Origin of the sequence: Streptomyces sp. NRRL S-646 (assembly GCF_000720765.1) — a bacterium.
Lineage (GTDB): Bacteria > Actinomycetota > Actinomycetes > Streptomycetales > Streptomycetaceae > Streptomyces.
The window spans coordinates 57,521-79,957 of sequence record NZ_JODC01000033.1 but is presented as its reverse complement, the minus strand read 5'-3'; the positions used below and the strand labels follow the sequence as shown (position 1 = coordinate 79,957).

At 70.7% G+C, this 22,437-nt stretch carries 22 protein-coding genes; 10 read left to right on the top strand and 12 right to left on the bottom strand.

All coding sequences use genetic code 11. From position 1 onward, the window contains the following. Positions 1-278: 278 nt before the first annotated feature. Positions 279-1,097 (top strand): DeoR/GlpR family DNA-binding transcription regulator, encoded by an 819-nt coding sequence (locus IH68_RS0145990; RefSeq protein WP_030949014.1) that lies wholly within the window; start codon positions 279-281, stop codon positions 1,095-1,097. Positions 1,098-1,189: 92 nt separating this feature from the next. After that, the gene (locus IH68_RS0145985; protein ID WP_030949011.1) at positions 1,190-1,660 is read left to right on the top strand and encodes an SRPBCC family protein; all 471 of its coding nucleotides are present in this window, start codon (positions 1,190-1,192) and stop codon (positions 1,658-1,660) included. 140 nt (positions 1,661-1,800) lie between these two features. Here IH68_RS0145985 and IH68_RS0145980 read toward each other — a convergent pair whose 3' ends face one another. Continuing rightward, positions 1,801-2,925, bottom strand: coding sequence for a PLP-dependent cysteine synthase family protein (locus tag IH68_RS0145980; protein ID WP_030949008.1), 1,125 nt, complete (start codon positions 2,923-2,925; stop codon positions 1,801-1,803). 328 nt (positions 2,926-3,253) lie between these two features. Here IH68_RS0145980 and IH68_RS0145975 point away from each other — a divergent pair, with 328 nt between their 5' ends. Further along, complete coding sequence (locus IH68_RS0145975) at positions 3,254-3,577, top strand: hypothetical protein (RefSeq protein ID WP_030949005.1); 324 nt, start codon at positions 3,254-3,256, stop codon at positions 3,575-3,577. Between the two features lie 230 nt (positions 3,578-3,807). Beyond that, entirely contained in the window at positions 3,808-4,338 is a 531-nt protein-coding gene (locus IH68_RS0145970) for an ATP-binding protein (protein WP_078912913.1), read from the top strand. 152 nt (positions 4,339-4,490) lie between these two features. On the opposite strand, the gene IH68_RS0145965 is transcribed toward IH68_RS0145970, so the two are convergent. The 3 genes from IH68_RS0145965 to IH68_RS0145955 are packed head-to-tail and all read right to left on the bottom strand — an operon-like array spanning position 4,491 to position 8,082. Continuing rightward, on the bottom strand, positions 4,491-7,052 hold the full coding sequence (locus IH68_RS0145965; RefSeq protein WP_030949000.1) for an ABC transporter permease: 2,562 nt from the start codon (positions 7,050-7,052) through the stop codon (positions 4,491-4,493). Next, positions 7,049-7,798 (bottom strand): ABC transporter ATP-binding protein, encoded by a 750-nt coding sequence (locus IH68_RS0145960; RefSeq protein ID WP_030948997.1) that lies wholly within the window; start codon positions 7,796-7,798, stop codon positions 7,049-7,051. Before IH68_RS0145960 ends, IH68_RS0145965 begins: the two co-directional genes overlap by 4 nt. After that, the gene (locus IH68_RS0145955) at positions 7,795-8,082 is read right to left on the bottom strand and encodes an SHOCT domain-containing protein (protein ID WP_030948994.1); all 288 of its coding nucleotides are present in this window, start codon (positions 8,080-8,082) and stop codon (positions 7,795-7,797) included. The genes IH68_RS0145960 and IH68_RS0145955 overlap by 4 nt, the downstream gene beginning before the upstream one ends. Before the next feature lie 171 nt (positions 8,083-8,253). Between IH68_RS0145955 and IH68_RS0145950 the strand changes: the two genes are divergently transcribed. The 5 genes from IH68_RS0145950 to IH68_RS0145930 are packed head-to-tail and all read left to right on the top strand — an operon-like array spanning position 8,254 to position 11,165. Beyond that, positions 8,254-8,838, top strand: coding sequence for a TetR/AcrR family transcriptional regulator (locus tag IH68_RS0145950; RefSeq protein ID WP_030948991.1), 585 nt, complete (start codon positions 8,254-8,256; stop codon positions 8,836-8,838). Positions 8,839-8,850: 12 nt separating this feature from the next. Further along, entirely contained in the window at positions 8,851-9,246 is a 396-nt protein-coding gene (locus tag IH68_RS0145945; protein WP_030948987.1) for a cupin domain-containing protein, read from the top strand. A gap of 11 nt (positions 9,247-9,257) precedes the next feature. Continuing rightward, entirely contained in the window at positions 9,258-9,842 is a 585-nt protein-coding gene (locus IH68_RS0145940) for a DUF4865 family protein (RefSeq protein WP_030948985.1), read from the top strand. Beyond that, positions 9,839-10,747, top strand: coding sequence for a phosphotriesterase family protein (locus IH68_RS0145935; RefSeq protein ID WP_030948983.1), 909 nt, complete (start codon positions 9,839-9,841; stop codon positions 10,745-10,747). Before IH68_RS0145940 ends, IH68_RS0145935 begins: the two co-directional genes overlap by 4 nt. A 22-nt stretch (positions 10,748-10,769) precedes the next feature. Then, positions 10,770-11,165 (top strand): tautomerase family protein, encoded by a 396-nt coding sequence (locus tag IH68_RS0145930; protein WP_030948981.1) that lies wholly within the window; start codon positions 10,770-10,772, stop codon positions 11,163-11,165. A 9-nt stretch (positions 11,166-11,174) separates the two neighbouring features. On the opposite strand, the gene IH68_RS0145925 is transcribed toward IH68_RS0145930, so the two are convergent. Next, positions 11,175-11,702, bottom strand: a complete 528-nt coding sequence (locus IH68_RS0145925) for a hypothetical protein (protein ID WP_030948978.1) — start codon at positions 11,700-11,702, stop codon at positions 11,175-11,177. 34 nt (positions 11,703-11,736) lie between these two features. Continuing rightward, positions 11,737-13,206, bottom strand: a complete 1,470-nt coding sequence (locus IH68_RS0145920; protein ID WP_030948976.1) for a ketol-acid reductoisomerase — start codon at positions 13,204-13,206, stop codon at positions 11,737-11,739. Between the two features lie 87 nt (positions 13,207-13,293). Between IH68_RS0145920 and ilvY the strand changes: the two genes are divergently transcribed. Continuing rightward, a complete protein-coding gene (ilvY, locus tag IH68_RS0145915) occupies positions 13,294-14,136 on the top strand; it encodes an HTH-type transcriptional activator IlvY (protein WP_030948974.1) in 843 nt (280 codons plus the stop codon). Positions 14,137-14,150: 14 nt separating this feature from the next. Here ilvY and IH68_RS0145910 read toward each other — a convergent pair whose 3' ends face one another. The 6 genes from IH68_RS0145910 to IH68_RS0145885 form a co-directional block, all read right to left on the bottom strand. After that, entirely contained in the window at positions 14,151-15,107 is a 957-nt protein-coding gene (locus tag IH68_RS0145910; RefSeq protein WP_051834077.1) for a pseudouridine-5'-phosphate glycosidase, read from the bottom strand. After that, the gene (locus IH68_RS0145905; protein ID WP_030948967.1) at positions 15,104-16,255 is read right to left on the bottom strand and encodes a carbohydrate kinase; all 1,152 of its coding nucleotides are present in this window, start codon (positions 16,253-16,255) and stop codon (positions 15,104-15,106) included. Before IH68_RS0145905 ends, IH68_RS0145910 begins: the two co-directional genes overlap by 4 nt. Before the next feature lie 48 nt (positions 16,256-16,303). Beyond that, entirely contained in the window at positions 16,304-16,759 is a 456-nt protein-coding gene (locus tag IH68_RS0145900; RefSeq protein ID WP_030948964.1) for an RpiB/LacA/LacB family sugar-phosphate isomerase, read from the bottom strand. A 108-nt stretch (positions 16,760-16,867) separates the two neighbouring features. After that, positions 16,868-18,193 (bottom strand): RICIN domain-containing protein, encoded by a 1,326-nt coding sequence (locus IH68_RS0145895; RefSeq protein WP_030948961.1) that lies wholly within the window; start codon positions 18,191-18,193, stop codon positions 16,868-16,870. 55 nt (positions 18,194-18,248) lie between these two features. Beyond that, positions 18,249-20,231, bottom strand: a complete 1,983-nt coding sequence (locus IH68_RS0145890) for an alpha-L-fucosidase (RefSeq protein WP_030948958.1) — start codon at positions 20,229-20,231, stop codon at positions 18,249-18,251. Between the two features lie 52 nt (positions 20,232-20,283). After that, a complete protein-coding gene (locus tag IH68_RS0145885) occupies positions 20,284-22,437 on the bottom strand; it encodes an RICIN domain-containing protein (RefSeq protein ID WP_030948955.1) in 2,154 nt (717 codons plus the stop codon).

Below are 22,437 nucleotides of genomic sequence, written 5' to 3'. Positions count from 1 at the left end.
CTTCCCCCGTGACGCGCCGTCTTCTTGTGTCCGTGCGGGCACAAGGATCTCCGCTCGGGCGGGGGCGTACACCCCTGAACACGGAATCTCCCCGATCCGGGTGATCTGCGGGTAACAGAAGGGGCATTGGTGACATGTGCGCGTCGGGCAGGTGGCGTCCTGGGGGCCCACCCGTGCAAGGATGGGACGTCCGCGCACCGGGACAGGGGAGAATGTCCTTGTCGGAGCAGGTGTGCAGGGCGTGTCGGACGGCCCCAGGCGAAAGGACCGGAGCGTACGTGAGCGAGAATCAGAACCTCCTCGCGGAGCAGCGGCGCGCCCTGATTCTGGACGAGGTCCGGCGCCGGGGCGGGGTTCGCGTGAACGAGCTGACCCGCAAGCTCGGCGTGTCGGACATGACGGTGCGCCGCGACCTGGACGCGCTGGCCCGCCAGGGCGTGCTGGAGAAGGTGCACGGCGGCGCGGTGCCGGTCGTCGAGGCGAGCACGCACGAGCCGGGCTTCGAGGCCAAGTCGGGTCTGGAGCTCACGGCCAAGGAGGACATCGCGCGCTCGGCGGCCCAGCTGGTGGCGCCGGGTACCGCGATCGCGCTGTCGGGCGGTACGACGACGTATGCGCTGGCCCACCATCTGCTGGAGGTGCCGGATCTGACCGTCGTGACGAACTCGGTGCGGGTGGCCGACGTCTTCCATGCGGCGCAGCGCACCTCCGGCCCCCGGCAGGGTGCGGCCACGGTGGTGCTGACCGGCGGGGTGCGCACGCCCTCCGACTCGCTGGTGGGGCCGGTGGCCGACCAGGCGATCGCGGCACTCCACTTCGACGTGCTGTTCCTCGGTGTGCACGGCATATCGCTCGAGGCCGGCCTGTCGACGCCGAACCTCGCGGAGGCCGAGACCAACCGGCGCCTGGTGCAGTCGGCGCGGCGGGTGGTGGTGGTCGCCGACCACACCAAGTGGGGTGTGGTGGGCCTGAGTTCGTTCGCGGCGCTGGAGCAGGTCGACACGCTGGTGACGGACGCGGGCCTGGCGGGCGACGCGCGCGAGGAGATCTCCGAGCATCTGCGTCGGCTGGTCGTGGTGGGCGAGCCGGAGAGCTGATCCCTCCGGGCGCTGCTGACATCTGACGGGTCGCCAGCTATCGTGACGTCGCCCCGGTCAACCGCCCTTCTCCGTCAAGGGGGTTCGCGTTCATGGCCCACCGTCTGCGTCCCGTCGGGCTCGACTTCGTCGACACCGCCCCCGTGCGTCTGGTCTTCGCTCAGGAGATCTCCGCGGCACCCGAGGCGGTCTTCCACGCCCTCAACGACGATGTGCCCGGGTGGGCGGAATGGTTCGCGGCCGTGACACATGCACGATCCCTCGACGACGGTGCCGGGCGCGACATCCGGCTCAAGGGAGGCGGGCGCTTCCGGGAGACGGTCATCGCGGCGAAGGAGGCGGAGGTGTACGCCTACCGGGTCGACGTCACCAACGCACCAGGCGCCCGCGCCCTCGCCGAGGAGTGGCGGTTGATACCGGCCGGGACGGGCACGCGCGTGCAGTGGACCTTCGGCGCGGACGGGACGGCGCTGTTCCGGTTCGTGGTGAAGGCGGCACGGGCGGGGCTCGGGCGGGCTTTCCGTGATGCGGTGATCTCGCTGGACCGGCGGCTCGCGCGCTAGGCGCTCCGCGGGAAGCGCCGCGATTGGCCGTCGGTGGACTGCGGGTCCGTCGTGGCTGGTCGCGCCCACGCGGCGGAGCCGCATATCGACACAGCCCCGCGCCCCTCAGGGGCGCGGCCGAATCCGCTTGGGGATTTCGCTCAGCAGGGCCAGACGCCCGTCTCCAGCAGGGAGTCGATCGCCGCAGAGTAAGGCTCGATGTCCAGCCCCTGCTCGGAGAGCCACGCGTCGGAGTAGTACTTGTCCAGGTAGCGGTCGCCCGGATCGCACAGCAGCGTCACCACGCTCCCCTTCCGCCCCTCGGCCACCATCTCGGCGACGATCTTCAGCGCGCTCCACAGTCCGGTGCCCGTCGAGCCCCCCGCCTTGCGGCCGATGGCCTGCTCCAGCGCCCGTACGGCGGCGACGGTGGCCGCGTCGGGAACCTTCATCATCCGGTCGACGGCGCCGGGCACGAAGCTCGGCTCCATACGGGGACGGCCGATGCCCTCGATGCGCGAGCCGCAGTCACTGGTGACGTCCGGATCGCCGGTGGTCCAGCCCTCGAAGAAACAGGAGTTCTCCGGATCGGCCACACAGATGCGGGTGTCGCGCTGGGTGTAGTGGACGTAGCGCGCGAGGGTCGCCGAGGTGCCGCCGGTGCCCGCCGTGGCCACGATCCACGCGGGCTCCGGGAACCGCTCCAACTCCAGCTGACGGAAGATGGATTCGGCGATGTTGTTGTTGCCGCGCCAGTCCGTGGCCCGTTCGGCGTAGGTGAACTGGTCCATGTAATGGCCGCCCGTCTCCACCGCAAGGCGCGCCGACTCCTCGTACATTTTGCGCGAGTCGTCCACGAAGTGGCACTGCCCACCGTGGAACTCGATGAGGCGGCACTTCTCCGCGCTCGTCGTGCGCGGCATGACGGCGATGAAGGGCACGCCGATCAGCTTGGCGAAGTACGCCTCGGAGACGGCCGTCGAGCCGCTGGACGCCTCGATCACCGGGCGGCCCGGCCGGATCCAGCCGTTGCACAGTCCGTAGAGGAAGAGCGAGCGGGCGAGCCGGTGCTTGAGGCTGCCGGTCGGGTGGGTCGACTCGTCCTTCAGGTACAGGTCGATCCCCCATTTCTCGGGCAGCGGGAAGCGGAGCAGATGCGTGTCGGCCGAGCGGTTGGCATCGGCCTGGACCTTGCGGACGGCTTCTTTCAGCCAGTCACGGTAGGCGGCGTCACTGTGGTCGACATCGAGGGTCTTGCCGGTCCGGGTCTGCTGGGAGGTGCTCACGACGGGTGCTCCTTAGGCTGTGCGCCGACGGCGCGTCGCGCGGCCGACGCATCGATCATAAACACCTTCCGCACGCTTCTCACCTGCATAAACGCACCTTTGAGCACCCCAAAGAACACCCTGGGGCCAAAGGGCGGGCGAAGGTGGGGGCGCATTCGCGCGAGTGCTCCGGGCGCTCACTCCGAGCGTGTCGTGCGTACTGGTGCTCGCCGTCGGGTGCAGGCAGACTGCACCGAACGGGGGCGCACACTGGATCACGACACGAGCTGGACACGCCCACGGAGGAGCAGGGTCCAGCGCACCGGACGGCCACAAGGGGGCGGGCGGCATGGCGGAGCCGGAGTTCACGGCGACGGGCGTGCGGATCGGCAAACGGCTGCGTTCGCTCACCCGGGCCGGGCAGGTCCGGATCAGCGACGGCAGACTTGCGCTGCTCACCAGTTACGGCACCGAGATCGACAGCGCGCCGGTGCAGGCGGTGCGCGCCTCCAAGCCCTGGTTCTCCGCGGAGGACCGGGCGCTCGCGGACCTCAACGGCAAGCGGTACCTGCTGACCCTGGGCGATCACGACCCGGCGCCGGGCGAGCCGGGGCCGCCCGCGGCACGCCGCTTCATCGAGGCCGTACGCAAAGCGGCGGGGCGCGGCGGCTGACAGAGCCCTCAGGGCGGCGGCGGGCTCGCACCCGCACGGTCGGCGGAGCCGATCGCGAGTTGCGGTCCCACGCCCCCTGGGTCACGCTGTTCTCACGTCACTCTGGGTTTACCGGCGATAACGCTGCGAACCAGCCCGCCGGGCACGACGGCAGGTGGCCAGGCCCTCAGGCACCTGCTGGATCCGTACTCCGTGTTCTTCCGGACCTCTTAAGTCGGGGAGTCGCAGCCGTGATCAGTCACCCAAGCAGGCACTGCACGGTAGAGCTGCAAGCCCTGCCGTCGCGGATCGGCCAGGTCCGCAGAATCGTCTCTGCGCAGTTGCGCTACTGGCATCTCGACCCCCTCATCGACCGGGCCGCGCTCGGTGTGACGGAGCTGTTGACCAACGTCCACCTGCACGCCCAGCCCGACAAGCTGTGCACCGTCGAGATAGAGCTGGTGCTGGACCGGCTCATGGTCTCCGTACGCGATCACGACCCCCGCCTGCCCGAGGTGCGGGACGTGGAAGCCTCCGCCACCACCGGGCGCGGGCTGGCCATGGTGGCCGCGGTGAGCGAGAGCTGGGGGGCGCGCCCCGACGGCGACTCGGGCAAGGTCGTCTGGTTCGCACTGCCCACCACGCCCGCTCCGGTGGCGGCGCCGGCCCGCCCTCCACGCCGTACGGCCGACAAGCCGGCCCGCCGGCTCGTGGAGGTCGAGCACGCGGCCGACGGCCACAGGTCCACGCACGCTCCCGCCCGGTCCGCCGTTGCCGGCTGACCGGGCGGTGATTTTGGGTCGGTCGCCTCCGGGGGCGCCTCAGCCGGTGTCCGGCGGTGCAGTGGGCGTTGGAGGGCCCATGCCGTGGAGCCGGCCGGCCGCCGAAGTGCCGTTGGGCAGGGCGGCTCGACGACCTTGTAGCCGGGCGTCGGTCACTCGGTGGCGATGGCGCGCAGGACGTCCAGGCGGGCCGCCCGGCGGGCCGGGCGCAGGCCTGCGAGGGCGCCGGCTGCCAGGCCCACCAGGGCCACGATCACCAGTTGCGTGGGCGGAATCGCAAAGGCGAAGGCGCTGTCGCTGGCGCCGTCCGAGGCCTTGACCAGCACCCAGCCGAGGAAGGCGCCCAGGCCGAGGCCGCCGGCCGTGCCGAAGGCGGCGACGAGCACCGACTCCCAGCGGACCATGGCCCGCAGTTGGGGACGGGTCTGGCCGACGGCCCTGAGCAGGCCCAGTTCGCGGGTGCGTTCGTGGATCGCCAGGGTCAGGGTGTTGGCGATGCCGAGCAGCGCGATGAGGACCGCCAGGGCGAGCAGGGCGTAGACGAGGGTCAGCATCATGTCGATGCCACCGGCCGAGGACTGCGCGTACTCGCTGCGGGTCTGCACCTCGGGGTTGCCGTACCGGTCGGCGACCTTCTGCACCGCGGCCTTGCCCGCGTCCGTGCTCACGCCGCCCTTGAAGGAGACGGCGACCAGGCTGTCGGAGTCCTGGGTGCGGTGCGGGGCCCAGGCAGCGCGCGTGATGACGTAGTCGCCGGCGAGTTCGGACTGGCCGTAGACCGCTCGGACGGTGAAGGTCTGCTTCTTGCCGTCGGTGAAGCTGAGTCGCGCCCGGCTGCCGGTGGACAGGTGCTGTTTGTCGGCTTCCGCCCTGGTGATGGCGATGCCGTCGGTGCCGAGGGCGCGGAGTGAACCGTCGACCTTGCCGAGGTCGAAGGTGCGCTCCAGGGCGACGGGGTCGGTGACGGTCAACGCCCGTCCCTTGCCGTCGACTTTCGCCACTCCGCGGCCCAGGCCCACGGCAGTGTGGACCTCGGGGAGTTGCTGTATCGCGCCGGCGAGCCGGGGGCTGAGGCCGCTGCCGCCCGCGCCGAAGGACGGTGTGCTGACGGCGACGTCGCCGGCGAAGGACCGGGACACGGTCTGGTTCATGGTGGCCTTCAGTGAGGCGCCGAAGACGGTGAAGAGAGAGACGACGGCTACGCCGATCATCAGGGCGCTGGCGGTGGCGGCCGTCCGCTTGGGGCTGCGCAGGGCGTTGCGGCGGGCGAGACCGCCGGTGACGCCGCGGAGTTTGTCGAGCGGGCCGCCGAGGATGCGTACAGCCGTGGTCGAGGCCACCGGGCCGAGGACGACGAACGCCACCAGGGCAAGGACGGCGCCAAGTCCCGCCATCCAGAGGGACGGTGAGACCAGGACCCCGCTGAGCGTGCTGGCGACGGCGAGGGCGGCGAGGCCCATGCCGGTGACGGCGCGGGTGCGGGAGGCGCCGGAGGTGTCGACGGCCGTCTCGCGCAGTGCGGCCAGCGGGGCGGTGCGGCCGGCGCGGGCTGCGGGCAGCAGCGCGGAGCCCAGGCAGACCACGATGCCGACCGCGAGCGGAAGCGTCATGGACAGGGCGCTGATGACCAGGTTGCCGTCGGGGAAGGGGAATCCGATCGCCGGGAACAGGGCCTGAAGTCCGGCGGCGATGCCGATGCCGCCCGCGAGGCCCGCCACCGAGGCGGTCACGGCGACGGCGGTGGCCTCGATCAGGGTCGTTGCGGTGACCTGTCGGCGGGAGGCACCGAGGGCGCGCAACAGGGCGTTCTCCCGAGTGCGTTGGGCGACGACGATCGCGAAGGTGTTGTGGATGGAGAAGGTCGCGACGAGGAGGGCGATGCCGGAGAAGACGAGAAGGAAGGTGGTGAAGATGGTCAGGAACTGGCTGGAGATCATGTCGGTGTTCTCCTGGGCCGACGCCTGACCGGTGATGGCCTCGACTCCCTTGGGGAGTACGGGAGTCAGGCGGTCGACGAGTTTCTTCTCGCTGACGCCGGGGCCCGCCCGCACCTTGATGCTCGCCGCCTCGCCGGGGCGGGCGGTGAGGTACTTCTCGGCGTCGGCGCGGGTCATGCCGGTGAAGGTCACCTGCGCCATGCCGTCCTCGCCGCCGAAGGTCGCAAGGCCCACGATGGTCACCTTGACCGGATCGGGGGTTCGGAGGGTGGTGGTGTCGCCGATCTTCGGGTTGCCCTTCTTGGCGGCGCCGCGGTTGACGACGACCTCGCCGGCCCTCTGCGGGGCGCGGCCCTCGGCGAGCTGGTAGGGGTTGAGCCTGGCGTCGGTGATCCAGTTGCCGGCGAGGGTGGGCGGGCCCTTGCCGCCGATGGGCTTGCCGTTCTTGCCGACGAGCTGGCCGGCGCCCTCGATGTCGGGTGCCGCGGCCGCGACTCCAGGCACCTGTTCGAGGGTGTTCACCAGGGCCGTGTCGACCGGCTGGCGCACGCCCTGGCTCTCGCCCGGTGTGGTGATGGCATCGGCGCTGCGCACCACGGCGCCCGTGCCACTGGTCGCGTTGCCGAACATCGAGTCGAAGCTGGCGCGCAGCGTGTCGCCCATGACGAGGGTGCCGGCCAGGAAGGCGACGCCGAGGAAGACGGCGAGAAAGGTGCCGGCGAAGCGCCGCTTGTGGGCGCGCAGGGAGGACACGCTCAGGCGTACGGAGGCGTTCATGACGGCACCTCGAGGGCTTTCATGCGGTCCAGGACCTTGTCGGCGGTCGGGGATTCCATGCGGTCGACCAGGCGTCCGTCGGCGAGGAAGACGACCTCGTCGGCGTGGGCTGCGGCGACCGGGTCGTGGGTGACCATGACGACGGTGCGGGAGGTCTGGCGCACCGCGCGGCCGAGCAGGCCGAGGACCTCCTCGCCGGAGCGGGAATCGAGGTTGCCGGTGGGCTCGTCGGCGAAGACGACGTCGGGCTGCCCGGCGAACGCCCGTGCCACGGCGACGCGTTGCTGCTGCCCGCCGGAGAGTTCTGAGGGCCGGTGGTGGAGGCGGTCGCGCAGGCCGACGACGTCGATGAGCGCCTCGATCCACTCCGGGTCGCCCTTGCCGCCCGCGAGGTCCAGGGGCAGCGTGATGTTCTCCGCGACGCTCAGCGTCGGCACCAGGTTGAACGCCTGGAAGACGAAGCCGAGGCGGTCGCGGCGCAGCAGGGTGAGCCGGCGGTCGTCGAGCCCGCCGAGGTCGGTGTCACCGATGTACGCGGTGCCCGAGCTGAGTGTGTCGAGGCCCGCCGCGCAGTGCATCAGGGTGGACTTTCCGGAGCCCGAGGGTCCCATGATCGCGGTGAAGCGGCCGACCGGGAAGTCGACGCTCACCCCGTCCAGGGCCCTCACCTCGGTGTCGCCGCGGCCGTACACCTTCACGGCGTCGACGACCCGGGCGGCCGTGCGGACGGCGGTCGTGGTGGTCACGCCGCACCGCCCTTGGTGCGGCCGAACTGCTCGTCCAGCACGGACAGTCGGCGCCAGTACTCGTCCTCGTCGATCTCACCGGAGGCGAAGCGACGACCGAGGACTGCGAGGGGTGAGTCGCCGGAGGGGCGGGTGTCCCCCATGGCCCGCCACGGGCCGCCGCGACCGCGCCACACGGTGCGGCGCAGGACGGTCACGACGCCGATCACGACGGCCGCCCAGATCAGCGGGAAGAAGAGGATCCACGGGCCGGGGCCGCCGTGCCAGTCTGCGAGGGTCTGCATCTCGGGTCATCTCCTGAACGGTCTGTGGTGCGTCTTGTGGTGATGGCTCGAGACTCCCGCCGGGGAGGGGTCCGGGTCGTCGTACGGCCAGCGGCAGTGCGCGTACCTCCCGGGGAGTACACGGGGTCGGGTCCGCTGCTCCCAAAGGGCTCGACTTCTGTAACTACTAGTATGTACAGTAGGTTCATGAGCACCTCGGAGAGCACCTCGGACCGGCTGATCGAGTCCACCCGTGAGCTGCTGTGGGAGCGCGGTTACGTGGGCACCAGCCCCAAGGCGATCCTGGAGCGATCGGGCGCCGGACAGGGCAGCATGTACCACCACTTCAAGGGCAAGCCGGATCTCGCGCTGGCGGCGATCCGGCGGACGGCCGAGGAGTTGCGGGCCACCGCCGAGGGAGTACTGGGCGGGCCGGGAACGCCGTACGAGCGCATCGAGGCCTATCTGCTGCGCGAGCGTGACGTGCTGCGCGGCTGCCCCGTCGGGCGGCTCACGATGGATCCGGACGTCATCGCCAGCGACGAGCTGCGCGCACCGGTCGACGAGACGCTCGACGCGATCCGCGAGCAGATCGCCGGGATCGTCGAAGAGGGCAAGGAGCAGGGCCAGTTCGCGCCCTCGCTGGACGGCGAGGAGATCGCCGCGACCGTCCTCGCCACCGTCCAGGGCGGTTATGTCCTCGCCCGCGCCTCCGGCTCCCCCACCGCCTTCGACGCCGGCGTCCGAGGGCTGCTCTCCCTTCTCGCCCCGCGTTAGGAGTTCAGGTCTGTGCACATCACCAGGAAGCGCCCCGACACCCGGCAGGGCCCGGCGGAGAACTTCACCGGCTCGGTGTGGCTCGACGAGATAGCCGCGCCCGCGGCACCGTCCCGGCTGCGCATGTTCAACGTCCACTTCACACCCGGCGCCCACACCGCCTGGCACCGCCATCCGCACGGTCAGGTGCTGCACGTCCTGGAGGGCGAGGGTCTCGTACAACGCAAGGGCGGTGCACCGGAGTTGATCCGCGCGGGCGACACCGTGTGGATCGAGCCGGACGAGTGGCACTGGCACGGCGCCGGGCCGCGCACCTTCATGACGCATCTCGCGGTCGTCGAGGCCGCCGAAGACGGCACCACCGCGGAGTGGGACGCGCACGTAGGCCTCGAGGACTACCCCGCCTGAGGAGGCACCCGATGCACGCCATGCAGTACGAGCTGACCCTGCCCGCCGACTACGACACTGGCATCATCCGCGGCCGGGTCGCCCGCATCGGGCATCTGCTGGACGACTGGCAGGGCCTCGGCTTCAAGACGTTCCTCCTGCGCGAGCGCGGGGTGAATGGCTCGCCGGTCAACCAGTACGCGCCGTTCTACCTGTGGAACACCATGGAGGGCATGAACACCTTCCTGTGGGGCGGCGCCTTCCAGGGGCTCAGCAACGACTTCGGGCGACCGTCGGTCCGGCAGTGGACGGGCCTGGCGTACGAGGAGGGCGGCGCCCCCGGCTCACCGGCGCGGTTCGCGGTGCGGCGGCGTCAACCGGTGCCCGAGGGCGTGGTGTTGGCCGACGTCATGGCGGACGCGGCGCGGGAGACCGCGCGGCTGGCCGGCGAGGACGGCGCGGTGCTCGCGGCGGCGGCCGTGGACTCGAGCCGCTGGGAGCTCGTCCACTTCTCGCTGTGGGAGCACGACACGCCGAAGGCCGAGGGCGACGTGTTCGAGGTGCTGCACATGTCGGCGCCGGGGCGTGACGAGTTGCCGTGCGGGCGGCAGTGGTGAGCAGCGTCCGCACGGTGCTGGGGGACGTGCGGCCCGAGGACCTGGGTGTGTGCGACGCGCACGACCATCTCTTCCTCAGCAGCCCGCAACTGCCCGGCCAGGAGCTGAGCGACGCCTCAGCCGCGCGGGCCGAGTTGGAGGCGTTCCGTGCGGCGGGCGGGGCGAGCGTCGTGCAGTGGACGCCTCTGGGGATGGGGCGTCGGGCCGCCGACCTGCCCCTGCTGTCCCGGGCAGCCGGCGTGCACGTGGTCTGCGCGACCGGACTGCACCAAGCCGCTCACTACGCACCGGAGTTGCTCAAGAAGCTGCGCGGCAGGCTTGCCGACGTGTTCGTCTCCGAACTCACCGACGGCATCGGCACGTCGGGCGTCCGCGCCGGGCTCGTCAAGGTGGCCGGCGGCTTCCATGCGCTCGACGCGCACGCCCGCTGGACCATGACCGCGGCGGCCGAGGCCCACCACGCGACGGGGGCACCCATCGCCGTCCACCTGGAGATGGGCACGGGTGCGCTCGACGTACTGGACCTGCTGTGCGGCGAGTTGGGTGTCCCGCCGGAGCGGGTGATCCTCGGCCACCTCAACCGCTCCCCCGACCTTGTGGTCCAGCGGCAGGCCGCCGAGGCGGGCTGCTGGCTGGCTTTCGACGGCCCGTCCCGCGCCCATCACGCCACGGACTGGCGCATGCCGGTCGCGGTCCGGGCCCTCACCGAGGCGGGTTTCGGGCACCGGCTGCTGCTCGGCGGGGACACGGTGGTGGCCGGGGCGCGGTCGGTCGACGGCGGTCCGGGGATGCCGTATCTGCTGGGCGGAGTGCGGCCGCGGCTCGCGCTGGAACTGGGTGAGGAACTCGTCAATCGCGTCCTCACGGAGAACCCCGGCCGGGCGTTCGCCGTCGAGTGGCGCTGAGCGGAAAGGAGGACCACCGCCGATGCCTCTGGTCCGTATCGACGCACTGGGAGCCGACGCCACACGCCTCGACGCGCTCGGCCAAGCCGTGCACGAGGCTTTGGTGGAGACGCTCGGCATTCCCGCCGACGACCACTTCCAGATCCTGGTCGGCCACGACGGCACCAACAGCACGCTGCGGTACGGCAGTTACCTCGGCGTGCAGCGCGACCACGGCATCGTCTATGTCGCGATCACCATGCGCTCCGGCCGCACGGCTGCTCAGAAGCAGGCGTTGTACCGGCGGATCGCCGAACTGGCGCAGGCCTACGCGGGGACCGAGCCGCGGAACGTCTTCGTCACCGTGACCGAGAACGGGTCGGCCGACTGGTCGCTCGGGCACGGGGTGGCACAGTACCTCCAGGCGGCCGACATCTGATCGGCTGCGTCAACGGCAGAGCTCGTCCAGGTCCTCGGAGAAGGCCGGGAACTCGGCCTGCGCCTCGGCGATGATCTCCCGGGCGGTCCGGCGCGGGGTGCCGGCGTGCCTGTCGGCCAGTTCGGCCAGCGTCGGGTTCGGGCGGGCCTCGCGCTGCTCGTACTCGATGACCTCCATCGGGCCCAGGCCGTCGGCCAGCACCCACAGGAAGTCGGAAAGGTTTCCGGCGACGACACCCCGCTCCCCCTCCGACCCCAGGAACACCACGGGCTGTTCCGCGAGTGGCCGACCGGGCCGCACGCACCAGAGGGCGACGAGGCCTCCGGTGCCGTCCTGTCCGAAGACCCGGTAGGCGTCGCCGTCCAGCTCGTGGTTGCCGGTCCAGTGACGGATCCAGTCGGTGGTCTCCTCCGCGGAGTCGAAGGCGTTGTAGGGCTCGAAGTCGATGCCCTCGCCGTCGTCGTAGTCGAACGCCACCTCGGCCACGGCGGCCAGGGCGGGCGGAAAGCGGCGGTCGTCGCCGGTCGTCTCGATCATGCCCGCAGGCTAACCGCCGCCACTGACAACGACCTCAGGAGACTGAGATGTCCACGGACGGCCGCAGTTTCGCCGCCGCGGCCAGCGCCTCGTGGACGGGGTGGGTGTCGAAGGCCGTCAACAGGGCTTCGTCCGCAGGGCGCTCGGCGGCCGGGTAGGCGATCTGCTCGTAGGCCGACTGGAAGCGGGGGCCCCAGCGGCGGGCGCCGAGACGGGCCGTGCGGGAGCAGTTGTCGACCATGTGGGCGACGTTGCGGGCGTGCATGTAGGGCAGCAGGGAGTCGACGGCCTCGATGACGGACTCGTTGACGATCTCCGACCAGGGGTGGCCGCGTTCGGCGAACTCGTCGATCTGGGCGGTCATGGTGGCGACGAAGACGCCCGCGGTGAACGGGTCGACCGGCAGGTCGCGTTCGCCGCGCCGGGCGTGCACCTCGTCGCCGGCCGACCACATGGGTGAGCCGCCGATCTCGCTCATCGGGCGGCTGCCGAGCCGCCGTTCGGCGAGGATCACGCTGCGCAGCTCGGTGCCGTCGGCGACCTCGTCGTAGATCTCGGCGACGATCTCTCGGGCGGGCGCGTACGTCGCGGTGTACGCGCGGTCGAAGACGTCCCGGCCGGCCGGGTCGAGGCCCTCTCGCACGGCCCGGAGCCCACTGTGCGAGATGGTGCGGGCGATCGGTCCGGTGATGTTCTCGCAGGTCTTCTCGTACGCGCTGACGGGGCTGTGGCCGTCGAGGCGGGCGCGGGTGTAGAGGCTCTCGACGATGCCGTGCACGGCGCCGAGCAGGATGGCTCGTTCGCCGACGATGTCGGAGTGGTACTCGCTGTCGAGCGTGGTGCGGAAGGTGTACGGCGATCCGAGCGCGACCGACCAGCCGAGCGCGAGGTCGACGGCACGACCGTCGGGGTCGGCGTGGACGGCGTAACTGCTGTTGATTCCTGCGCCGTTGATCTGCTCGCCCTGCTGGTACAGGCGGCGCACGGAGTCGCCCATGCCCTTGGGGCACACGGCGATCACTCCGTGTCCGGACGGGAACTCCCCGCCGGTTTCCCGGAGATGGCCGAGCAGGAAGCCGTGCGAGAGGCCGATCACGGCGCCGGGCTTGAGGGCGGCGAAGATCTGCTGGTGGTGGGCGGCGAGGGCGGCGTCCGCGATCAGGAGGATCAGCAGGTCGCTTTCGGCTGTGACGGCGAGCCAGTCGCCGAGTGTGCCGTTCTCCTCCGTGAAGCCGTGGGCGCGGGCGTCGGCGGCCGACGCGGAGCCCGGGCGCAGTCCGACGGCCACTTGAATGTCTGTACCGGCGAGCGAGTCGCGCAGGTTGAGGGCCTGGGCGCGGCCCTGCGGGCCCCAGCCGATGACGCCGATGCGGCCGACGCCGGCGAAGGCCTGCGGCAGCAGCGGGAAGAGGTGCCGGCCGCCGCGCAGGATGGTCTCGGTGCCGCCGGGCACGTGCATCGTTTCGAGAGGGAACACGCGGGAGGTGTACGCGGTGGAGGTCATGGTCGAGTTGTAGGCTCCGGGAGTTCGTTGCAGCAAGCGCAACATGTGCAGCGGAGTGTTGCGCGAAGTGAAAGAGCGAGGTCACGGGTGCGGGACGACCATCGGGAGCTGCGTCTTTTTCTGCATCTGGCGCAGACGCTGAACTTCGGGCGGACGAGCCTCGACTGCCATGTCAGCCCGGCGACGCTGACCCGCACGGTGCAGCGCCTGGAGACCGATCTCGGGCACCGGCTGTTCGAGCGCGGGCCGCGCGGCGTGTCGCTGACTGCGGAGGGGCACCGCTTTCGCGAATACGCCGTGCAGGCACTGGAGTTGTGGCGCTCCTACCGCGAGGAGCATCCCGATCCGGCCCAACTCACCGGCCGACTGGCGGTGTTCGCCACGGTGACCGCCTGCCAGGCGCTGCTGCCCGACCTGTTGACCCCCTTCCGGACCGCCCACCCCCAGGTCCTGCTCGACCTGCGCACCGGTGACGCGGCGGCCGCACTGGCCCGGCTCGACGAGGGCGAGGTCGACGTGGCCGTGGCAGGGATCCCGGCGCGGCTGCCGGAGGGACTGGTGAGCCGTACCGTCGCGGTCACCGAACTGGTCCTTGTCACCGCACGGGACCGCCCGGACCCCGGTCTCGACGGCCCGTTCGTCCTTCCCCATCGCGGGCTCGTCCGCGAGGCCGCCGACCGCTGGTTCCGCACCCGCGGCATGCGACCGGAGGTGGCCTGTGAACCGGACGGCCACGAGGGGCTGTTGACGCTTGTCGCCCTGGGCTGCGGCACGGGCGTGGTCCCGCGGCTCGTACTGGAGCACAGTGCGGTGCGGGACCGGCTGGCGGTGGTTCCCGCAGATCCGCCGCCGGAGCCGTTCCCGATCGGGCTGTGCGTACGGCGGGCGGATCTGCGGCGGCCGCTGGTGGCGGCGCTGTGGAGTCTGTGAGCCGCGGCGCGGTCTCAGCCGAGCTTGGCGTACTCGACGGCGATGCGCGCACCGAGCCGGGCGTTGTTCTTGACCAGCGCGATGTTGGTGCGCAGGCTCTCGCCGCCGGTGAGCTCCACGATCCGGCCGAGGAGGTAGGGGGTGGTGTCCTTGCCGGTGATGCCGGCCTTGTCCATCTCGGCCAGGGCCTGGGCGATGACGCCGTCCATGCGCTCGGCCGGGACCTCCTCGTCCTCGGGCACCGGGTTGGCGATGCTGACGCCGCCGGGGATGCCGAGATCCCAGCGGGCGTGCATCACGGCGGCGATCTCGGCGGGCGAGTCCACGCGCATGGGCGAGGTGAAGCCGCTGCGGCGCGAGTAGAACGCCGGGAACTCGTCCGTGCCGTAGGTCAGAACCGGCACGCCGAGGGTCTCCAGCGTCTCCAGGGTCAGGCCGATGTCGAGGATGCTCTTGACGCCCGCGCTGATCACCGCGACGCCGGTCGCGGCCAGTTCCGTCAGGTCGGCGCTGATGTCGAACGTCGTCGGCGCGCCACGGTGCACACCGCCGATGCCTCCGGTGACGAAGGTACGGATTCCGGCGAGCGCGGCCAGCCGCATGGTCGCGGCGACGGTCGTCGCGCCGTGAGTGCCCCGCGCGATGACGTAAGCGAGGTCGCGGACGCTGGCCTTGGTGACGTCCGGCGCCGTCGCGAGGAGTTCCAGGTCCGCCTGGGTCAGCCCGATGTGGGGACGGCCGTGCAGGACGGCGATCGTCGCGGGGACGGCGCCGCCGTCGCGGATGATCTGCTCGACTTCCACGGCCATCTGCACGTTCTGCGGGTACGGCATGCCGTGGCTGATGATCGTCGACTCCAGCGCCACGACGGGACGCCCGTCGCGCAGCGCCTCGCGGACCTCGTCGGTCAGCACGAGACGCGGGTGCGGGACGGGGGTCGCGGGGGTCGGGGCGGGGGTGGGCGTGGTCATCTCTGGCTCCGCATCGGATCGTTCAGGTCGTTCGGTTCGGTCGGGTCGGTCAGCGCGTCCTCGATCAGACGCGGGGTCAGGTCGGGGCGCACCGTCGCCGGGCTCTGCACCGTCAGGGCCGCGGCCGCGTGTCCGTAGCGGGCGGCGTCCACCGGGTCGCCTCCGGCCAGCAGGGCGTGGACGAACGCGGCGAGCATCGCGTCCCCGGCGCCGGTGACGTCGACGACCTCGGCGGGCGGCGCGGGCAGCAAGGTCGCCTCCTCGCCCGCGGTGCTCAGCACGCTGCCGCGCGCCCCGAGCCGTACCCACACATGGCGAACCCCGCGGGTGTGCAGCGTGTCGGCGGCGGCCGTCACGTCGGCCTCGCTGTCGCCGATGGGGTGCCCGAGGAGGGCGCGCAGTTCGTCGAGGTTCGGTGTCAGGGCGAAGACCGGGCGGCGAGCGGTGAGCAGCGGCCCGAGCAGGGCCGCCTTGGGGGCGCTGACCGGGTCGATCACCACCGGTATGGCGGCGGGCTGCGCCATGTCCATCGCGTGGGCCAGCAGCTCGGCGGGCAGATTGCCGTCCAGGACCAGCATGTCGGCGTGGGCGATCAGCTCGCGGGCCGGGTGCAGGTCCTCGGGCGCCAGAGCTTCGGTGGCCGCCATGTCGGCGACCGCCACGACCAGGTCTCCGTCGGCGTCGAGGACCGCCGTGTATGTCCCTGTCGGGTGGGCGCTGCGGTGCACGTGGTCGAGGCGCACCCCGGCCGCCGCGGTCTCGGCGAGGAGCCGCTCGCCCGCCGCGTCCCGGCCGACGGCGGCGATCAGATGGGTCGGGGTGCCCAGCCGCGCCAGGTTCTCCGCGATGTTGCGGCCCACACCGCCCGCGGTGGTGCCGGCCCGCCCCGGGTTGCTGGTCCGCTGCCGTACGGGGGCGAGACTGCGTACCTTCACATCGACGTTGGCCCCGCCGACGACCACCACGGCGTTCTCCTCGCGGAGGATGTAGCCGCGGCCGAGGATGGCGCCCTTCTTGCCCAGGTTGGACAGGTGCACGTTCACCGCGGCCCGGGTGCTGCCGAGGGCGTCGGCGATCGCCTGCGGCCCGGCCAGCGGGTCTCGGCGCAGCAGCGCGATGATCTCGCGCTCCCGCTGGGTCAACATCATGCTGACTAAACTAAAGCGCCTTTATTGAAGTAAGCAAGGGGGTGCCGTTCAGTTGGTGCTCCTGCCGACGTCGAGCCGTCCCACGAGCTCCACGTTCGCCCGGTCCTCGGCGTCCTCGCTGGCCGAGGCGGCGAACCAGGCGTCGAGGATCTCCCTGAGCAGCGCCTCGGACGTCAGTCGCAGGCTCAGCGCCAGCACATTGGCGTCGTTCCAGCGGCGGGCGCCGTCCGCCGTGTACGCGTCGGTGCACAGGGCGGCCCGTACGCCGGGCACCTTGTTGGCGGCGATGGACGCGCCCGTGCCGGTCCAGCAGCACACGACCGCCTGGTCGGCGGTCCCCTCGGCGACCTCGCGGGCCGCGGCCTGGGAGCACGCGGCCCACTGGGGGTCGTCCCCGGGGCTCAGCGCCCCGTGGGGAACGACCTCGTGGCCGCGCCTGTTCAGTTCCGCGACGAGCGAGCGCGCCACGTGTTCGTCCATGTCCGAGGAGACGGAGATCCGCATGTTCCGGAGCCTAACGCCGCCGGGGTGGCTGTGGCTGTCCACGCCCGCTTCCGCCGCCAGGAGCCGCGGGGCCAGGCCCGCACGATGACGTGCCTGGCGCCCGGTGGGTCAGTTCTGCAGACGCCAGTGCTGGTTCGCACCGCCCGAGCAGCTCCACAGCTGGACTTTCGTCCCGTTGGCGGTCGCCTGGCCGCTGGCGTCCAGGCAGAGCCCGGACTGCACGGCTGTGATCGTGCCGTCGGGATTGATGTTCCACTGCTGGTCCGCCTGCCCGCTGCAGTCCCAGATCGCCGCCGCGGTGCCGTTGCCCGCGGACTGGCCGACGCCCAGGCACTTGTTGCCGTAGACGACCAGCTGCTTTCCGGCGGAGTGTGTCCACCGCTGGTTGGAGCCGCCGTTGCAGTCCCACAGCTGTGCCTGCGTGCCGTTGGCCGTCGTGGAGTTGTTGATGTCGAGGCAGCGCCCCGACTGCTGGCCGACGATCTCCTGGTTGCCGGAGGGCGGCGGGGGCGGCGGCTGGTTCGAGCCGAACTGTGCGAAGAACTGCCACACCGCTGCCGACGTCCAGGTGCGCCAGCCGTCACCGGTGGAACCGTCTATCGGACCGGGGTCGTGGCCCGCTCCGTCGAACGCGGCCCAGACGACGGGGTATCCGGACCTGCATCCTGAGTAGGTGGTGATGATGTGCGTCAGGCTTCCGTAGGCCGGCTCGGGCGGGTTCTGCGGGGTGCAGCCGTTGTTCCGGACGAAGGTGTCGCGCAGGTCTCGTCCCGACTGGATGGGCAGCACGTTGTCCCTGAGGCCGTGCAGTCCCATGTAGGCGATGGGCTGGTTGCCGCCGCTGCACCCGCTGAGGTTCGCGCCGGAGTACACCGCGACCGCGCGGAAGACCGTCGCCCGGGAGCAGGCGAGTGCGTAGGACATCGCGCCGCCGTAGCTGAAGCCGGCGGAGAACAACTGGGTGGTGTCGACGCACAGACCTGCCTCGATCTGGCTGACCATGGCGTCGACGAAGGCCACGTCCTGGCCTCCGGGGTTGGCCCAGCCGTTGCCGTTGCCCTGAGGGGCGACGAAGATCGTGCCGTTGTTCGCGTTGTCCGCCAGGCGCCGCAGGCCGTAGTAGGACCAGTTGTATCCGTCCGTTCCTCCCGAGTCGACGTCGCCCATCGTGCCGCCCCGCCAGTGGAAACCGAAGATCAGCCGGTAGGGGTGGTTGCTGTCGTAGCCGGCAGGCACCCGCAGGATGTAACTGCGGGTCTGGCCGCCGCTCTGGATCGTGTGGGTGCCGCTCGTCAGCGTCGGGGCCTTGCCGCAGCCGGCGGTGGCCGTGGCCGACGCGGGTGCAGTGAGGCCTCTGCTGAACGAGGTGCCCGCAGCTGACAGGACGAGGAGTAACGCGGCCGTGATGGTCAATAAGAGCGGTTTGCGTTTCATGCAGACCTGCTTCCTTGGTCGGGGGATGGACAGGGAGCGTCGGTCGTCGGGGGGTTCAGACGGCGGTGATGGTCCACTCGTTGTTGGTGCTGGAGTTCGGTGTCCACAGCACCGTCGTCGAGCCGACCGTGGTGCTGCCGCTGCCGTCGAGGGCGGTGCCGGTGCCCCGGTTGACGATCTGGTAGCGGTTGTCACCGAGGCTGTTGAGCGACCACTGCTGGTTGTTGCCGCCGTTCCAGGTCTCCTGCCGGGCGGGAGCGCCGTTCGCGGAGTTGCCCCAGCTGTCGGCGGCCATGCCGTTGGTGCGGTTCATGATGCGGTGGTAGCCGTTGCCGAGGTCGATCAGCTGCCACTGCAGGTTGGTGCTGCCGTCGTAGTTCCACTGCTTGAGGTTGGAGCCGGAGGCGACGTTGCCCCCACTGTCGAGCACCAGTCCGCTGGTCGCGTTGGCGATCTTCACCCAGGTCGTGGAGCCACCCGGTGCGCCCAGGACGGGGATCTCGCCGGAGAAGGTCAGCTTGACCGTGTACGCCAGGGCACTGAACGGCGGGTTCGACGAGGGCATGGCCAGGTGCAGGCCGGAGGCGTCCTGGGTCGGCGCGGGCAGGTTCACGTAGGTGCCGGCGGCGTTGTTGAGCAGTTGGGCGCCGGTCAGGCTGCTGAGGTTGATCTGGTTCGAGTTCAGCGTGGTGACGGTCATCGTGCCGCCCTGCCAGCCCAGCGCGGTGATGTAGAGGACCTTGTTGTCCTGGCTGCGGGTGAACCGGATGTCCTGCGGTTTGCCGGCCACGGGTCCGCTGAACGAGCCTCCGCCCATCTTGGTCGGGCCTTCGCCGTAACTGGTCCAGGAGCGGGTGCCGTAGACCGCCTCTCCGAAGCGGCCGAGCCAGTCCCCCATGGCGAGCAGGATCGACTGCTGCCCGGAGGGGATGGTGCCGTCGGCCATCGGGGCGATGTTCAGCAGCATGGTGCCGCCCTTGCTGACCCGGTCGATCAGCGAGTGCAGCAGTGCCTGCGTCGAGTAGTAGCCGATGCCGACCGTGTAGCACCAGCTGGAGGAGGAGATGCTGTCGTCGGTCAGCCAGTACGGCGTGAGCAGTCCTGCCGGGCCGCCGCGCTCGAAGTCGAAGACCTCGCCCTTGTTGTCGAGGCCGTCCTTGTAGGTCGCGACGACGTCTTTGTTCCGGGCGACGGCCCGGTTGTAGTAGTACGCGAGGAACTGCAGCCGGTCCGATTCCTGCACCAGGTTGAGGTCGAAGTCCTGCCAGATCAGGTCCGGTTGGTAGCCGTCGACGACCTCGACCAGCTTGTCGTACCAGAGCTGGTTCTCGGCGGCCGAGCCCTGCTGGCCGAAGAGGATGCGCAGGTTCGGGTCCGACTGGTTCGGCACGTGGTCGTAGAAGCCGTTGAAGTGGTAGGCGTGGTGGAGGGAGGCCATGAACTTGAGGCCCTGCCCACGGATGGCCTGCGCGTGCAGCCCGACGAGGTCGAGCCTGGGGCCGTGCCGGACCGAGTTCCACGGGTTGGCGCGGCTGTTCCACATGGAGAAGCCGTCGTGGTGCTCGGCGACCGGGCCCGCAAACCTGGCGCCTGCTGACTTGAACAGCCGGGCCCACGCCTCCGGGTCCCAGTTGCCGCCCTGGGAGGCCAGTCTGGGGGCGAACTGCACGAAGTTGCCGGCCTTGTCGCGGGCTCCGTCGATGAAGTTGTTGTACGGCCAGGCCGAGGGGTCGCCGTAGGTGGCGATGTGGTGCTTGTTCTCGTTCGAGCCGCCGATGTACATGTTGCGCGGATACCACTCGTTGCCGAAGGCGGGGACGCTGAAGACGCCCCAGTGGTAGTAGATGCCGAACTTGGCGTCCTTGAACCAGGCCGCGGCCGGGGGGTGCTGGTCCACGGAGGACCAGCTCGCGGTGTAGCTCGCGGGGCCGTCGGTCGCGGCGGCCTCGGGGGCGAACCGCAGCAGGCCGAAGGCCGTGGCCGCGCCGGTCGCGGCCAGCAGCCGGCGTCGGCTGATCGGGAGGGAGGAGGAGGTCATGCGGAACCTCTCAGGTCATTGACGGGGGTGGGTGATCTAGGCAGTCGCCGGATCAGTTGCGCGTCCACTTCTGGTTGCCGGCGCCGGTGCAGGTCCACAGCTCCACCTGGGTACCGGACGTCTGCGACTGGTTCGGTACGTCCACACACCGGCCGGAGGCGGCCCCGACGATCGTGGCGGTCGTGCCGCCGCCGGTTCCGCCGCTGCCGGGCGTGAGGGACAGGTTGTCGAACTGTGCCGTCTCGCCCTGGCTGGTCGCGTAGCCGACCTGTCCGCCGGCCCAGGTGCGGTCGTTGACGGAACCGACCGTGGAGCCGTCGATGACGGCGGTGATGGTGCTGCCGGAGAAGGTCAGCGCCAGGGTGTGCCACCGGTTGGTGCCCAGCGCCGTGGTCGTGCCACGGGCGAGGGTGGAGACGGTGCCGTTGGTGTTGGAGTTCAGGATCGACCAGGCTCCGGTGTCACTCACCCGCAGGTGGTAGGCGTTGAGTCCTCCGGTGCTGTTGTAGTCCTGCCCGTTCGCGCGGCCGATCAGCTCAGCGTATCCCGGCTGTTCGAGCAGCACGTCGGACGAGACGGTGTAGTTGCTCCAGCCCACGTCACCGAGCAGGGCGTGCGGATCGGACAACGCGTCCCAGGTGATCGGTTTCTGCGGGCTCATCTGGCGCACGCACCTGCCGCTGCGGCCGCCGCCGCAGCCCGCCACCTCGAAGGCGCCCTGCCAGTCCATGAGGTACTTCGCCTCGGTGCCGGTGGCGTAGCCGTCGAAGGAGTCGCTGTACGGCAGGCTCATCGCGCCCTGGGCGGGGCCGGTGGCGGTGCCCTTGCCCTGACCGGTCGTGGTGGTCAGGGTGTATATGCGGTGGGGCTGCACGGTCAGGCTGAAGCCGCCGCCCGACGGTGTGATGTCCGTGGCTTGCACGAAATAGTCGGCCGGGTTGCCGGAGTTGACGTCGGTCGACCAGACGTGGACGGTTCCGGTGGACAGCCCTCCGGTGACGTTGAAGTTCAGCGTCTGGGCGCTGCCGGCATCCATCGTCTCGATGACCGTGGAGTAGTCGGAGTTGTTCGTGGACTTCAGCGAGACGTAGCTGCCGTTGTTCCGGTTGCCGCCGATGTAGCCGCTGGAGGCGTCGAGGTACTGCCACCCGGGAGCGGTGAACTGGCTGGTGTGCGCCATCACCCAGGTGTTCTTGCCGATCGCGTAGTGCCCGGACCACGGCTGCGAGGCGAGGGCGAGTCCCATGGTGGGGTACGGCAGGTTCGGGGTGATCGCGGCGACCACCGGCCAGTTGAGGTACGCGGTCATCCGGCCGTCGATGTATCCGCGGTTGATGCCGCGGGCCACGGCCGGGGCTCCCGCGTTGTAGTCGTCCGAGCCGTTCTCGCTGGCCCACAGCTGCTTGCCGGACGAGGTGGCGGCCGACGGCACCGAGCAGGTGGACTGGGAGGAACGGTAGCCACAGGGGTAGTGCGTGCCGATGACGTTCACCGCTGCGGCGAACGCCGGGTTGGAGTCGACGTCGTTCGCCACGGCCCAGTCCGAGTCGGCCGCGACGATCTTGACGCTGCCGTAGCCGTTGCTGTTGAGCGCGCTGCGCAGCTGCTCGTACCAGGAGACGTTGTAGCCTCGCTCGTTCCAGCCACCGAGGTAGTCGATGCCGAGTCCGTGCTGTTTGGCGCAGCCCAGCCATGAGACCAGATAGTTGATCATGTCGGTGGACCAGAAGTTCCCGCCGCCGATCCAGCCGGGCGCGCCCCAGGCGAGCCCGTACAGCTTGATGTTCGGGTTGCGGGCCTTGGCCTGCTCCATCAGCCACCATTCGTAGCCCCGGTCGCAGTTGAGGTCGGAGCGGGTGTGCTGGTGACTGGGTTCGGCTCCGGAGGTGGAGTTGGTGTCCCCGCCGATCTCGGCCTTGAGGATCTGCAGGGAGGCGCCGTAGCCGGGCCGGAAGAGGTAGTCGAGGATCTGGCCGCGCTGGGGTTCGGGATAGTCGATCAGGAGTCTGCTGTTGCCGCCTCCGCCGCTGATCGCGCCGACGCCGTCGAAGGTCCGGCCGCCGGAGGTGCCGTTGACGGTGATGGACGTGGCGGCCTGGGCGGGAGCGGCGGTAGTGCCCACGAGGCCGCCGACGGCCAGGACGAGGCCCGTGAGCAGGGCCGTCGAGGCGCGCAGGCGCCGCAGCAGCCGTCTGAATGCTGACAC

Coding starts and splice junctions, on each gene's coding strand:
- IH68_RS0145985 (WP_030949011.1), top strand. CDS start 1,190: ATGGCCCACCGTCTGCGTCCCGTCGGGCTCGACTTCGTCGACACCGCC.
- IH68_RS0145975 (WP_030949005.1), top strand. CDS start 3,254: ATGGCGGAGCCGGAGTTCACGGCGACGGGCGTGCGGATCGGCAAACGG.
- IH68_RS0145965 (WP_030949000.1), bottom strand. CDS start 7,052: ATGAACGCCTCCGTACGCCTGAGCGTGTCCTCCCTGCGCGCCCACAAG.
- IH68_RS0145955 (WP_030948994.1), bottom strand. CDS start 8,082: ATGCAGACCCTCGCAGACTGGCACGGCGGCCCCGGCCCGTGGATCCTC.
- IH68_RS0145950 (WP_030948991.1), top strand. CDS start 8,254: ATGTACAGTAGGTTCATGAGCACCTCGGAGAGCACCTCGGACCGGCTG.
- IH68_RS0145940 (WP_030948985.1), top strand. CDS start 9,258: ATGCACGCCATGCAGTACGAGCTGACCCTGCCCGCCGACTACGACACT.
- IH68_RS0145930 (WP_030948981.1), top strand. CDS start 10,770: ATGCCTCTGGTCCGTATCGACGCACTGGGAGCCGACGCCACACGCCTC.
- IH68_RS0145925 (WP_030948978.1), bottom strand. CDS start 11,702: ATGATCGAGACGACCGGCGACGACCGCCGCTTTCCGCCCGCCCTGGCC.
- IH68_RS0145920 (WP_030948976.1), bottom strand. CDS start 13,206: ATGACCTCCACCGCGTACACCTCCCGCGTGTTCCCTCTCGAAACGATG.
- IH68_RS0145910 (WP_051834077.1), bottom strand. CDS start 15,107: ATGACCACGCCCACCCCCGCCCCGACCCCCGCGACCCCCGTCCCGCAC.
- IH68_RS0145905 (WP_030948967.1), bottom strand. CDS start 16,255: ATGATGTTGACCCAGCGGGAGCGCGAGATCATCGCGCTGCTGCGCCGA.
- IH68_RS0145900 (WP_030948964.1), bottom strand. CDS start 16,759: ATGCGGATCTCCGTCTCCTCGGACATGGACGAACACGTGGCGCGCTCG.
- IH68_RS0145895 (WP_030948961.1), bottom strand. CDS start 18,193: ATGAAACGCAAACCGCTCTTATTGACCATCACGGCCGCGTTACTCCTC.
- IH68_RS0145890 (WP_030948958.1), bottom strand. CDS start 20,231: ATGACCTCCTCCTCCCTCCCGATCAGCCGACGCCGGCTGCTGGCCGCG.